12 protein-coding genes are annotated in these 12549 nt (G+C 67.7%); 9 read left to right on the top strand and 3 right to left on the bottom strand.

Features of this window, described 5'->3' with window-relative positions; genetic code table 11:
• Positions 1 to 58 precede the first annotated feature (58 nt).
• From ACR65J_RS01805 to ACR65J_RS01815, 3 genes are all read left to right on the top strand, one after another.
• Positions 59 to 868: an inositol monophosphatase family protein gene (locus ACR65J_RS01805; RefSeq protein ID WP_440165531.1), complete on the top strand. Its 810-nt coding sequence runs from the start codon at positions 59 to 61 to the stop codon at positions 866 to 868.
• Positions 869 to 1028: 160 nt separating this feature from the next.
• The gene (locus tag ACR65J_RS01810) at positions 1029 to 1532 is read left to right on the top strand and encodes a GNAT family N-acetyltransferase (protein ID WP_387560042.1); all 504 of its coding nucleotides are present in this window, start codon (positions 1029 to 1031) and stop codon (positions 1530 to 1532) included.
• A 47-nt stretch (positions 1533 to 1579) separates the two neighbouring features.
• The gene (locus tag ACR65J_RS01815) at positions 1580 to 1960 is read left to right on the top strand and encodes a RidA family protein (RefSeq protein ID WP_440165532.1); all 381 of its coding nucleotides are present in this window, start codon (positions 1580 to 1582) and stop codon (positions 1958 to 1960) included.
• 10 nt (positions 1961 to 1970) lie between these two features.
• Here the strand turns inward: ACR65J_RS01815 and ACR65J_RS01820 are convergent, their stop codons facing one another.
• Positions 1971 to 2633 (bottom strand): response regulator, encoded by a 663-nt coding sequence (locus ACR65J_RS01820; RefSeq protein WP_440165533.1) that lies wholly within the window; start codon positions 2631 to 2633, stop codon positions 1971 to 1973.
• On the bottom strand, positions 2626 to 4380 hold the full coding sequence (locus ACR65J_RS01825; RefSeq protein ID WP_440165535.1) for a sensor histidine kinase: 1755 nt from the start codon (positions 4378 to 4380) through the stop codon (positions 2626 to 2628). The genes ACR65J_RS01820 and ACR65J_RS01825 overlap by 8 nt, the downstream gene beginning before the upstream one ends.
• Positions 4381 to 4569: 189 nt before the next feature.
• Here ACR65J_RS01825 and ACR65J_RS01830 point away from each other — a divergent pair, with 189 nt between their 5' ends.
• The 5 genes from ACR65J_RS01830 (at position 4570) to ACR65J_RS01850 (ending at position 10440) form a co-directional block, all read left to right on the top strand.
• Complete coding sequence (locus ACR65J_RS01830; protein WP_440165537.1) at positions 4570 to 6039, top strand: CitMHS family transporter; 1470 nt, start codon at positions 4570 to 4572, stop codon at positions 6037 to 6039.
• A 145-nt stretch (positions 6040 to 6184) separates the two neighbouring features.
• Positions 6185 to 6481 (top strand): Asp-tRNA(Asn)/Glu-tRNA(Gln) amidotransferase subunit GatC, encoded by a 297-nt coding sequence (gatC, locus tag ACR65J_RS01835; protein WP_043455998.1) that lies wholly within the window; start codon positions 6185 to 6187, stop codon positions 6479 to 6481.
• Between the two features lie 2 nt (positions 6482 to 6483).
• Positions 6484 to 8049, top strand: a complete 1566-nt coding sequence (gatA, locus tag ACR65J_RS01840) for an Asp-tRNA(Asn)/Glu-tRNA(Gln) amidotransferase subunit GatA (RefSeq protein WP_440165539.1) — start codon at positions 6484 to 6486, stop codon at positions 8047 to 8049.
• Positions 8049 to 9557 carry an Asp-tRNA(Asn)/Glu-tRNA(Gln) amidotransferase subunit GatB gene (gene gatB, locus ACR65J_RS01845; RefSeq protein WP_255174957.1) on the top strand — a complete coding sequence of 503 codons (1509 nt, stop codon included), beginning with the start codon at positions 8049 to 8051 and terminating at the stop codon, positions 9555 to 9557. Before gatA ends, gatB begins: the two co-directional genes overlap by 1 nt.
• Before the next feature lie 187 nt (positions 9558 to 9744).
• Positions 9745 to 10440: a hypothetical protein gene (locus ACR65J_RS01850; protein ID WP_440165540.1), complete on the top strand. Its 696-nt coding sequence runs from the start codon at positions 9745 to 9747 to the stop codon at positions 10438 to 10440.
• A gap of 21 nt (positions 10441 to 10461) precedes the next feature.
• Here ACR65J_RS01850 and ACR65J_RS01855 read toward each other — a convergent pair whose 3' ends face one another.
• Positions 10462 to 11373 (bottom strand): LysR family transcriptional regulator, encoded by a 912-nt coding sequence (locus ACR65J_RS01855; RefSeq protein ID WP_440165542.1) that lies wholly within the window; start codon positions 11371 to 11373, stop codon positions 10462 to 10464.
• A gap of 126 nt (positions 11374 to 11499) precedes the next feature.
• Between ACR65J_RS01855 and tdh the strand changes: the two genes are divergently transcribed.
• Positions 11500 to 12546, top strand: a complete 1047-nt coding sequence (tdh, locus tag ACR65J_RS01860; RefSeq protein ID WP_440165544.1) for an L-threonine 3-dehydrogenase — start codon at positions 11500 to 11502, stop codon at positions 12544 to 12546.
• The last annotated feature ends 3 nt before the right edge of the window (positions 12547 to 12549 follow it).

Here is a 12549-nt window from a genome sequence, read left to right on the forward strand (position 1 = left end):
CCGGGGAAAACACCGTCGGGGAGAACACTGTCGAGGACCACACCGTGGAGGAGAACGCATGACGTCCGCAACGGAGCTGCTGGAGGTAGCCAAACAGGCGGCCGCGGCAGGCGCAAAGGTCTTGTCCGGCCGCGACGGCAACGCCCTGGACGCGAGCAACAAGGGGGCGGCCGGGGACTGGGTCACGGCCTTCGACCTGGCCGCGGAAAACGCCGTGCGCCGCGTCATCGCCGCTGCCCGCCCCGGCGACAGCATCACGGGCGAGGAGCAAGGAACCACCCGGGCCACCGAACCCACCGGTTACCGCTGGTCCATCGACCCCCTGGACGGCACCACCAACTTCATCCGCAATATCGTTTACTACGCCACCTCCGTGGCTGTTGCCGATGCCGACGGCGTCTGGCTGGCCGGCGTCGTCAACGCCCCCGCCCTTGGCAGGGTGTACTACGCTGCCCGCGGCCAGGGTGCGTGGCTGGAGGAACGCGGCACTGTCACCAGGCTCGACGGCCCGGTACCGGGCCGCGCCGGGCAGATCCTGGCCACCGGGTTCAGCTATGAGCCCGACATCCGCATCCAGCAGGCCGGCGCGTTCGGTGCGTTGATGGACGGCTTTGCCGATGTCCGCCGGCTTGGTTCCGCTGCCCTGGACCTGTGCATGGTGGCGGACGGAACCCACGATGCCTACGGCGAGCGGGGCCTGAACGAGCACGACTTTTCAGCCGGCGCGCTGATAGCGGAGGAGGCCGGATGCTGGGTGCGCAGGCCGCGCCTCACCAGCCCGCTCGACGGTGGCCCGACCGATGGTGAGCGCCTGGACGCCTGGACCTGTGCCGCCAGCCTGGAGTTGTCCGGGAAGTTTCCGCTCTAACCCGGCACGGGCCTGTGCCGGCTTGGATCCTTGGCGGTCCAGAGCGGCCCGGATCCATCGCGCTTCGTGTCAAAGCGGGACGGCAGCCCGTTCTGATAGTTCTGTCACGGAAAGTGCCTTCCTGACGTGCCGCGGGTGGGCCCGCTACTAGCATTGACTGGTGCAGCCGCAGATAACCATCCGTCCCGCCGTCGAGGCCGACTTCGCCGCCATTGCCCGCATCACCGGAGATTCGTATCTTTCGGCAGGCTACTTCGACGACGCAGCCCACCCCTACATGGTCAAGATCATGGATGTGGCAGAGCGCGCGGAGCAGGCCACCATCTGGGTTGCGGAGCGGGACGGCGCTGTGGTCGGTTCGGTGACCCTGGCACTGGCGGGGGAGCCGTACGCGGACATCGCCCTGCAGGATGAGCTGGAATTCCGGATGCTGGTGGTGGACCCTGCCGTCCAGCGCAGTGGCGCCGGCAAAGCCATGGTCGAGGCCATCATCGGCCATGCCAGGACGCTCCCCGGCATCCGCGCAGTGGCCCTTACCACCGGCCAAACCTGGGAAAGCGCGCACGGGCTGTACCGCAAGACCGGCTTCCAGCGCGTGCCGGAACGGGACTGGCTGGTCCCCGGAACCGACATAAAACTGCTGGTTTACCGGCGCGACCTGTAGCAGCCCTACAGTGGTGCCGACCCATTCCAGCTTTGAAAGGCCCACCCATGCGCAAAACCTTCGGCAGCGGATCCGTCTGGGAACAGACCCTCGGCTATTCCCGCGCCGTCCAGGTGGACAACACCCTGTACATCTCCGCCACCGCGGCCAGCGGTGACGACGGAGTGGTGGGGGATGACTTCTACACCCAGACCCAGTACGTCCTGCAGAAGCTCGGCAAGGTCCTGGCCGACGCCGGCTTCGCCTACGAAGACGTGGTGCAGTCCAAGCTGTACCTGACGGACATCAGCAAATGGGAAGAGGCCGGCCGGGCCCACGGCGAGGTGTTCGGTGAGATCCGACCCACCCTCTCCCTGGTCCACGTGCTCCCGTTCCTGGACCCGAAGATGCTCGTCGAGATTGAACTGGTCGCGCAGAAGAGCGAGTAAGTTTCCGGCCCTACCTCCCAGGCAGGCCGTAGCGGTGCTCCGGCCTGCCGGTGGTGCCGTAGCGGAGCTGGATGTCCACTGCGCCGTCGTCCGCCAGCGAGGACAGGTACCGCTGGGCGGTGGCGCGGGAGACGCCCACGCGGGCGGCCACCTCGGCGGCAGAGTACTGCTCGCCGGGGGCCAGCGATTCCAGTACCGCCGCCTCCGTTGCGGAACGGGGTTTCGACGACGGCGCGACGTCCCCCGGAATCAGGGCACGTTTGGCGCGTTCCACGGCCTCCTGGTCCAGTGCCCCCGGCTGGGCCAGGAGGCGCCGGTACCGGGCATAGGAGCGCAGCTGCTGCGACAGTGACTCAGCTGTGAACGGCTTGAGCAGGTACCCCAGCGCACCGCGGCGGAAGGCCACCCGGACCGACGCGGGATCGGATGCGGCGCTGAGGATGATCGTGTCCACATCCAGCTGTTGCAGCAGGTCCAGCCCGGAGGCGTCCGGAAGGTACACATCCAGGAGCACCAGGTCTGGCCGCAGGCTGTGGATGGCCTGCAGGGCCAGCGACGCAGTACCAACGGGCGCCAGCGCCAGGAACCCGGCCACCGAATCGACGTAAGCGGCGTGCAGTTTGGCCACGTGGAAGTCGTCGTCCACGATCAGGACCCGAAAATCATCAGCCATTGTCATCCTTTCCGGCCGTCCCCGTGATCTTTGCGGCAGGGTTCCCCGCCGTCGTGTGCGGAAGGCTGGCCATGAACACGGCACCCGGCCCGCCCCGGGTGCCCCGCTCCAGCACCTTCACGTCGCCGCCCCGCCGCCGTGCCAGCTGGCGCGCCAGCGCCAGCCCAAAGCCCTGCCCGCCGCCGGCACGCACCGGACCCGCGGCAGTAGTGAAACCTTCGGCAAACACGCCCTCCGTGTCTGCCCCTTCTGCCAGCCCGTCACCTGAGTCCGCCACGACGACGTGCAGGGTGCCGCCGTCGTCGCCCGGCTCGTCCAGCACCTCAAGCTCAACCCAGCGGTCCGTCGAGGACCCTGCCACGGCGGCGTTGACCGCGTTGTCGATCAGGTTCCCCAGTACCGTAGTCACGTCCTGGGCCTCCGTGACCTGCCCGCGGACCAGCGTCTCCGGCCCGATGCGCAGCGCGACGCCGCGCTCGTCCGCCTCCACGCCCTTCGCCCCCACGAAAGCCTGCAGGTAGGGGTCCTGGAGCAGCTCGGCCTGGTCCACCGGAAACTTCAGCGGGCCGGTGGCCGCCAGCCCGGCAAGGTAGTCGCGGGCCTCCTGATGCTGCCCGATGCCCAGGAAACCGGCAAGGGTGTGCAGCTGGTTGGCGAACTCGTGCCGCTGGGCGCGCAGCGCGGTGGACATGGTGCCGACGGCGTCGAGTTGCCGGGTAAGCTCCTGCAGTTCCGTGCGGTCGCGGAGCATGATGACCCAGCCCAGGTCCTCCCGCCGGTGCAGCGCCTTCCGGGCGTTCGCCACCAGCACCCGGCCGCCGGCCACGAGCTCGAGGGCGTCCTGGTTTGATCCGCCAGTGCCCGCGGCTGGACCCGAAGCACCGTTTCCCGGGCGGGTAACGGACTTCAGCTGTTCCGGGACGGGCGCGTCCTCCCAGCGGGATCCCGACAGGTCCGGCAGACCAAGCAGCCGCTGCGCGGCGGCGTTGAAGACGCTGACCCGGCCGTCGGCACTGACGCCGATGACGCCGTCGTCCACGCCCTGCAGCACCGCCACCTGGTCGTGCACCAGGGTGCTGATTTCCTCCGGTTCCAGGCCCAGCGTGAGGCGCTGCAGGCGGCGGCGCAGCAGGAAGGAGCCCAGGACCCCGGCCAGGAGGGCGCCCGCGGCGGTCAGTGCCACGGGTCCGATATCGCGGGCCACGCTCTGGGCCACGGTTTCCATGGAGTAGCCCACGCTCACCTCGCCCACCACCGTGCTGGTGCCGGGCGCGTACACCGGAACCTTCGCGCCGGCGGAGGGGCCCAGCGTTCCGGTGTTCCGGGTGGTGACCTCCTGCCCGGACAACGCCTCGGACGGATCGGTGCTCACCTTCTCGCCGAGCCGCTGGGGATCGGGATGGGCCAGCCGGATTCCGGTTTCATCGGTGATCACCACGAACAAGGCGCCGGTCCTGGTCCGCGCCGCTTCCGCCGACACCTGCAGCGGGCCGGCCAGAAGGTCCTCCGCCGGGGGAGTGCCGGGCTGGTCGCTGATGGCCAGCACCTCGGCGCGGACCTCCGGATCAGAGGCAACGGTCCGGGCGAGCGTCAGCGCCTGGTTCTCCGCATCGCTGCCCACCCGGTCGTACGTCAGCCAGGCGTGCACGGCGGCGCTCAGCAGTACCACCAGCAGCACCACGGCCAGCTGGAGCAGCAGCGTCTGGGTGGAAAACCGCAGCGGCTGCCGGGGCACGGATCGCTGCATTCATCCTCCTTGACGGGTGTGGCGGGGCCCGGTTCCAGCGCGACGGCGCTGTGAGCACAATGAGCAAAATGCTCCCAATAAGCAGTATGCCAATCAATTGAGCCAAAGGCACTGCCGTGACGGCCGCCACCCTACAGTCTGTAGCACGCGTCACACCGCTGTGCCGCTGTTCACAAGAAGGAGCCGGCTGTGCTGGTAATACTTGGATTCGCCATGATCGCGGTATTCATGGTGCTGATCATGACGAAGAAGTTGACGCCAGTGCTGGCGTTGATCATTGTCCCTACTGTTTTTGGCCTGTTCGCAGGTGCCGGCCTTGGCATCGGCGACATGGTGATGGACTCCATGAAGTCCATGACCTCCACCGCGGCCCTGCTGATGTTCGCCATCATCTACTTCGGCCTGATGATCGACGTCGGGCTCTTTGACCCGCTGGTGAAGTTCATCCTCCGCAAGCTGGGCAACGACCCCGCCAAGGTGGTCCTGGGCACCGCCATCCTGGCCGCCGCCGTGTCCCTGGACGGCGACGGGTCCACCACCTTCATCCTCACCACCGCAGCCATGCTGCCGGTCTACCTGCGCCTCAAGATGAGCCCCGTGGTCCTCACCTGCGTGGCCGGCCTGGCCAACGGCACCATGAACATCCTGCCGTGGGGCGGCCCTACGGCCCGCGCCGCCACCGCCCTGAAGATCGACGTCAACGATGTCTTCGTCCCCATGATCCCGTCCCTCGTGGCCGGCCTGGTGGTCGTCTTCGCCTTCTCCTGGCTGCTCGGCCTGCAGGAACGCAACCGCCTCCGCGCCACCGCTCCCGAGATCTGGGGCGTGCCGGACACTGCGGAAGAGTTCGACGGCGGCACCTCCGCAGGTGCCTCCGGCACCGGCGCTTCCGGAACCGGCCGCGGCCGCAAGGGCGGCAACCCCGGCGGAGCAGCCCCCGCCGGTGGTTCGGTGGCAATCCTGGAACGCACCGAAACCCTGGTGGATGAGCACGACTCCGCCATGGCGGACACCGCTCTCGACCCCAACCGCAGCACCCTGCGCCCCAAGCTGTTCTGGTTCAACCTGGCCCTGACCGTCGCCGTCATGGTGGTGCTCGTCGCCAACGTCATCCCGCTGCCGTTCGTGTTCATGGTGGGCGCCGCAATCGCCCTGCTGGTCAACTTCCCCAAGGTCAAGGACCAGGGCGCCCAGCTGATTGCGCACGCACCGTCCATCGTCGCCGTGGTCAGCATGGTCATGGCCGCCGCCGTCCTCACCGGCGTCCTCAAGGGCACCGGCATGGTGGAAGCAATGTCCGCGTGGCTGGTCCAGATCATCCCCACCTCCATGGGTCCGTTCATGGCGGTCATCACCGGTGTGCTCAGCATCCCCATGACGTTCTTCATGAGCAACGACGCGTTCTACTTCGGCGTCCTGCCCGTCCTCAGCGAAACCGCTGCCCACTACGGTGTCGGCGCCGCTGACATGGCCCGTGCCTCCATCACCGGCCAGCCGTTCCACCTGCAGAGCCCGCTGGTTCCGGCCATCCTGCTGCTGGTCTCGCTGGCCAAGGTGGACCTGGGCGACCACCACAAAAAGGTCCTGTGGCGCACCGCCGTCATCTCCCTGGTAATGCTCGGAGTCGGCATGCTTACCGGAGCCATCGGAATCGGCTAGTCTGTACCTGCCCGTGATCCTGTCCCCGAGGCAGGCCGGGTATCGAAGGTGCCCGTCTGACGCCCGCTGGGGGATGTCAGACGGGCATCTGCGTTTCCGCACTAGACTGGATCGGAAAACAATTCGAACTTTGCAGGGGAGATCCATGGCTGCGATCAACCGTGACGACGTCGCGCATCTCGCGCGGCTCGCTCACATCGAGATGAGTGCCGAAGAGCTGGACAGGATGGCCGGCGAGCTCGCCGTCATCGTGGATTCGGTCAAGTCCGTCAGCGAGGCCGCGGGGGACGACGTCCCGGCCACCTCGCACCCCATCCCGCTCACCAACGTGTTCCGTGAGGACGTTGTGGGACACACCTTCACCGCGGAACAGGCTCTCTCCGGCGCACCGGACTCCGATGACAACCGTTTCAAGGTTCCGGCCATCCTGGATGAGGCATAGACATGACTGAAAAGAACACCAGCGCCGGCACCCTGATCCGGCTGTCCGCCGCACAGCTTGCCGAGAAACTGCGCGCCGGCGAGGTCACCGCCGTCGAAGCCACCCAGGCCCACCTGGACCGCATTGCCGCCGTCGACGGGAAGGTCAACGCCTTCCTGCACGTCAACGCGGAGGAAGCGCTCGCCGTCGCCGCGGAGGTGGACGCCATCCGCGCCGCCGGCGGAGCGGAAGCCGAAGCTCTGCACTACCTGGCCGGCGTCCCCATCGCCGTCAAGGACCTGATCGTCACCGTTGGCCAGCCCACCACCGCCGGCTCGAAGATCCTCGAAGGCTGGCACAGCCCGTACGACGCCACCGTGGTGGAACGCCTTCGCGCCGCAAAGATGCCCATCCTGGGCAAGACCAACCTGGACGAGTTCGCCATGGGCTCATCCACGGAGCACTCCGCCTACGGCCCCACCCGCAACCCCTGGGACCTGGACCGGATCCCCGGCGGCTCGGGTGGTGGCTCTGCTGCCGCCGTCGCCGCTTTCGAGGCGCCCCTGGCCCTGGGTACGGACACCGGCGGCTCCATCCGCCAGCCCGGCGCCGTCACCGGAACCGTTGGCGTGAAGCCCACCTACGGCAGCGTCTCCCGCTACGGCGCCATCGCCATGGCGTCCTCCCTGGACCAGATCGGCCCCGTCACCCGCACCGTGCTGGACTCCGCGCTCCTGCACCAGGTCATCGGCGGCCACGATCCCCGCGACTCCACCTCGCTGCCCGAACCCCTGGCGGACCTCGTTGCCGCCGCGAAGACCGGCAACGTCGAGGGCCTGCGGATCGGCATCATCAAGGAACTGCACGGCGAGGGCTACCAGGCCGGCGTCGAAAACCGCTTCAACGATGCCCTGGAGCTGCTCAAGGAAGCCGGCGCGGAGATCGTGGAGGTCTCCTGCCCCAACTTCCAGTACGCCCTGGGCGCCTACTACCTGATCATGCCGTCCGAGGCCTCTTCCAACCTGGCCAAGTTCGACGGCGTCCGGTACGGCCTGCGCGTCCTCCCCGAAGAGGGCCCCATGACCATCGAACGCGTGATGGGTGCCACCCGCGCCGCCGGCTTCGGCGACGAAGTCAAGCGCCGGATCATCCTGGGCACCTACGCCCTGTCCGCCGGTTACTACGACGCCTACTACGGCTCCGCGCAGAAGGTCCGCACGCTGGTGCAGCGTGACTTCGAGGCCGCCTTTGCGCAGGCTGACGTCCTGATCTCGCCCACCGCCCCCACCACGGCGTTCCCGCTCGGCGAAAAACTGGACGATCCGCTGGCCATGTACCTCAACGACGTCGCCACCATCCCCGCCAACCTTGCCGGCGTCCCCGGCCTGTCGCTGCCTGGCGGCCTGGCGGACGAGGACGGGCTGCCTGTCGGTATCCAGTTGCTGGCCCCGGCCCGCGAGGACGCCCGGCTGTACCGGGTGGGTGCGGTCCTTGAATCGCTGCTCGAAGCCAAGTGGGGCGGGCCGCTGCTGGCCCAGGCTCCCGACCTTGCCGTTGCCGGAACCCTCGAAACCCAGGAGGCAAAATAATGAGCACTGATGACATCCTGAGCTTCGACGAGGCCATGGAGAAGTACGATCCCGTTCTGGGGTTCGAGGTCCACGTGGAGCTGAACACCAAGACCAAGATGTTCTCCTCCGCCCCCAACGTCTTCGGCGACGAGCCCAACACCAACGTCAACGAGGTGGACCTGGGCATGCCCGGCGTCCTGCCCGTGGTGAACAAGACGGCCATCGAGTCCTCCATCAAGATCGGCCTGGCGCTGAACTGCAAGATCGCCGAATCCTGCCGCTTCGCCCGGAAGCAGTACTTCTACCCGGACACCCCCAAGAACTTCCAGACGTCCCAGTACGACGAGCCCATCGCCTACGACGGCTACCTGGACGTTGAGCTCGAGGACGGCACCGTGTTCCGCGTGGAGATCGAGCGCGCGCACATGGAGGAGGACGCCGGGAAGCTGACCCACATGGGCGGCGCCACCGGCCGGATCCAGGGCGCCGACTTCTCGCTGGTGGACTACAACCGTGCCGGTGTTCCGCTGGTGGAAATCGTCACCAAGCCCATCGAGGGTGCCGGGTCCCGCGCACCGGAACTGGCCAAGGCCTACGTGGCGGCCGTCCGGGAGATCGTGAAGAACCTGGGTGTGTCCGACGCGAAGATGGAACGGGGCAACGTCCGCTGCGATGCGAACGTTTCGCTCCGCCCGCACGGCCGTGAGCGGTTCGGCATCCGTTCCGAGACCAAGAACGTGAACTCGCTGCGCGCCGTGGAGCACGCCGTCCGCTACGAGATCCAGCGCCACGCCGCTGTCCTGGACTCGGGTGAGCCGGTGATCCAGGAGACCCGGCACTGGCACGAGGACACCCGGACCACCACGTCCGGCCGCGCCAAGTCCGACGCCGACGACTACCGCTACTTCCCGGAACCGGACCTGGTTCCCGTGGTGGCGTCCCGCGAGTGGGTGGAGGAACTGCGTGCCACCCTGCCCGAGCCGCCGGCCGAGCGCCGCAAGCGACTGAAGGCCGACTGGGGCTACTCCGACCTCGAATTCCGCGACGTGGTCAACGCCGGCGTCCTGGACGAGATCGAGGAGACCATCGCCGCCGGCGCCACCGCATCCGTGGCCCGCAAGTGGTGGATGGGTGAGATTGTGGGCCGCGCCAAGGCTGCCGACGTCGATCCCGGCCAGCTGGGCGTAGAGGCTGCCACGGTGGTGGAGCTGAGCCGCATGGTTGAGGCGGGCAAGATCAACAACAAGATGGCCTCCCAGGTGCTGGACGCCGTGCTCGCCGGTGAGGGCACCCCGGAGGAGATCGTGGAGAAGCGCGGCCTCGCCGTCGTATCCGACGACGGGCCCCTCCTGGAAGCCATCGACGCCGCACTCGCCGCGCAGCCCGACGTCGCGGACAAGATCCGTGGCGGCAAGGTCCAGGCCATCGGCGCGATCGTGGGCGGGGTCATGAAGGCTACCCGTGGACAGGCCGACGCCGGCCGCGTGAAGGAACTGATCCTGGAGAAGCTGGGCGTCACCGTCTAGCGCTCCCACCCAACTGGGTCGCAGTAGATGCCGTTTTGAGCCCTCATAACGGCATCAACTGCGACCCAGTTGCCTTTAAGTACTCGGGTGGCCGTCACTGAAAGTACCCGTGGTTGGCCGCCCGTGTCGGACTTACACTGGAGCCCACAGGGCGCCGGTGCCCTGGCAGCGTGCGGGAGGAACAACCATGGTGGTCCGGGAACCAAAGGGGATGCGCAAGGCAGTGCTCGCCGGGGCCGTGGCCCTGGCGCTGACCGGGACGGGCGCCGCGCTGGCATGGTCCGCCACAGGAGCGCCGACATCAACGCCCCCGCTCTCACAAACAGCGCCCGGCAACTCCGGCAACGCGCCAGGGCACAACAAGCCCGGCAAGACCCAGCACGGGCAGCCCCTGCACGGCGAAGCCGTGGTCAAGAAGGCCGACGGCACCTTCCAGACTGTCCTGGAACAGCGCGGCACCGTGGAATCGGTCAGCGACTCGGTCATCACCGTCAAGAGCGAGGACGGCTTCTCCCAGGCCTTCACCGTCAATGGCGATACGAAGATCGTCAGGCTTCCGGCAGCGCCGGCCAGCCCAGGGTCCGCAGGCAGCCCGGGAGCAACGGCCAGCCCGGAGGCAACGCCCAGCCCAGGAGCAACGGGCGACGACGGCAAGCGCCTTAAGCCGACGGATGGGACCATCGCGGACATCGCCGCCGGGGACACAGTGCGAATCGCCGGCGTCAAGGACGGGGACAAAGCCGCGGCCACGCGGATCGTGAAGGGCGCCGGCGACGGGCCCGGCCTTGGCTTGGGACGCGGGTTGGGACGTGGGCTGGGACACGGCCAAGGACTTGGGCACAAGATGGGCAAGGGCAACCACCTGGACGACCAGGACTCGTAGCTGTGGTTGGTGACGCTGGGCTCAGCCCTGTTTCACCAACCCCGCCATGATGTCTTCCAGGGCCTCGCACACCATCACCACGGACCGCCGTTTCAGGTTCTCCGGCCGGGCCAGCAGGTCAATCCTGCGGCGGGTGCTGATGCCCTCCAGCGGACGAAGTACGATGTCCGGGTTCAGGACCGGCCCCGCCGTGTATCTGGGCAGCAAACCCACCACGCCGCCGGCAGCCACCAGCGCCGCCACGGTGGAGTAGTCGTTGATGCGGTGGACGATGTTCGGCTCGCGGCTGGTGACGGCTGCGACGGCGGACAGGACATCGGCGGGGGAGTAGCCGGGGTGGCTGGTCACCCAGGCCTCTGCACCGACGTCGTCCGCCGTGACTGTTTCCTTTTGGGCCAAGGGGTGGTTTGCGGGCAGCGCCACGTCCAGGGGCTCATGGGCCAGGGGGATCACGGCAACCCGTTCCGCGGGCCAGCGGGGACTGTGGTCCATGCGGTGGGCCAGTACCAGGTCATACCGGGCGGTGAGGGCCGGGAAGTCCTGCTGGGCAACGTCCTCGTCGGACAGCTCGATCCGCGGGTGCTCCGGCCGGTCCAACATGCGGGCCAGCGGCGCGAACAGGGCCTGCCCCGCGCTGTGGAAGCCGCTGACGGTCACCCTTCCGGCGGGCGAGCCGTGGTAAGTACCGAGAGCGCCACGGGCATCGGCCATGGCGCTGACGACGGCGGCGCCCGCGTCAGCGAGAACCTGGCCGGCCTCCGTCAGCACCAGGTTCCGGCCCTCCTTGCGCGTCAGCGGCACCTCCACGGTGCGCTGCAGGTGCGCCAGTTGCTGCGACACTGCCGACGGGGTGACCATGAGCGTATCGGCCACGGCCTTCACACTGCCCAGGGCGCCCAGTTCCCGCAGGATCTCAAGCTGATGAACCTCCATACATCCACTCTAATCATTAGCAATAGCTACATCGTCGATTGAGAAAATCCCTGTTGTGCTAAAGCATCGTCAGGGCTTCAATGGGGACGTACCCCGCAGATTGAATGCCAAGCAGTAAGGATGCCAATGAAGGCCCTGTATAAAGCCGGCCCCCACGCCGGATTCGAGCTCGTCGAACGGCCCGAACCCGCAGCAGGCCCGGCTGACGTGAAGATCCGGGTCATGACCACCGGAATCTGCGGCACGGATCTGCACATCCAGTCCTGGGACGCCTGGGCGCAGGGGATCATCGAAGCCCCCCTGATTGCCGGCCACGAGTTCTACGGCGAAGTGGTGGAAGTGGGCGAGGACGTCCGGGAGGTCAAGGTCGGGGACAGGGTCTCCGGCGAAGGCCACGTGGTCTGCGGCATCTGCCGGAACTGCCGGGCCGGACGCCGCCAGATGTGCATCCACACGGTCAGCGTGGGAGTCCAGCGTGATGGCGCCTTCGCCGAGTACGTGGTCATCCCCGAAACCAACGTCTGGGTCCACCACGACCCCTCCGTTACGCCCGAGCTCGGCGCCATCTTCGACCCCTTCGGAAATGCCGTCCACACTGCCCTCAGCTTTCCGCTGGTGGGGGAGGACGTGCTCATCACGGGGGCGGGCCCCATCGGCCTCATGGCCATCGCCGTTGCCCGGCACGCCGGCGCGCGGAAGATCGCCATCACGGATGTTTCCCGGCCGCGGCTGGACCTGGCACGGCAGCTCGGAGCCGACCTGGCGATCGACGTCTCCACCACCCGGGTGCGCGACGCCCAACGTGAGCTGGGCATGCGCGAAGGCTTCGACGTCGGCATGGAAATGTCCGGCCACCCCTCCGCCCTGCCTGAAATGATCGACAACATGAACCACGGCGGCCGGATCGCCATGCTGGGCCTGCCCAGCCAGGCGATCACCATCGACTGGGGCAAGGTGGTCACCCACATGCTCACGCTCAAGGGCATCTACGGCCGCGAAATGTACGAAACCTGGTACGCCATGAGTGCCATGCTCTCCTCCAACGCGGTGCTGCACGCCGGCATCTCCGCCGTGGTGACGGACACGCTGCCCGCCACGGAATGGGAAAAAGGCCTCGAAATTGCCCGCAGCGGCGTGGGTGGCAAAGTTGTCCTCGACTGGACCCGACTGTAAGGA

This window comes from Arthrobacter sp. SAFR-044 (assembly GCF_059414985.1).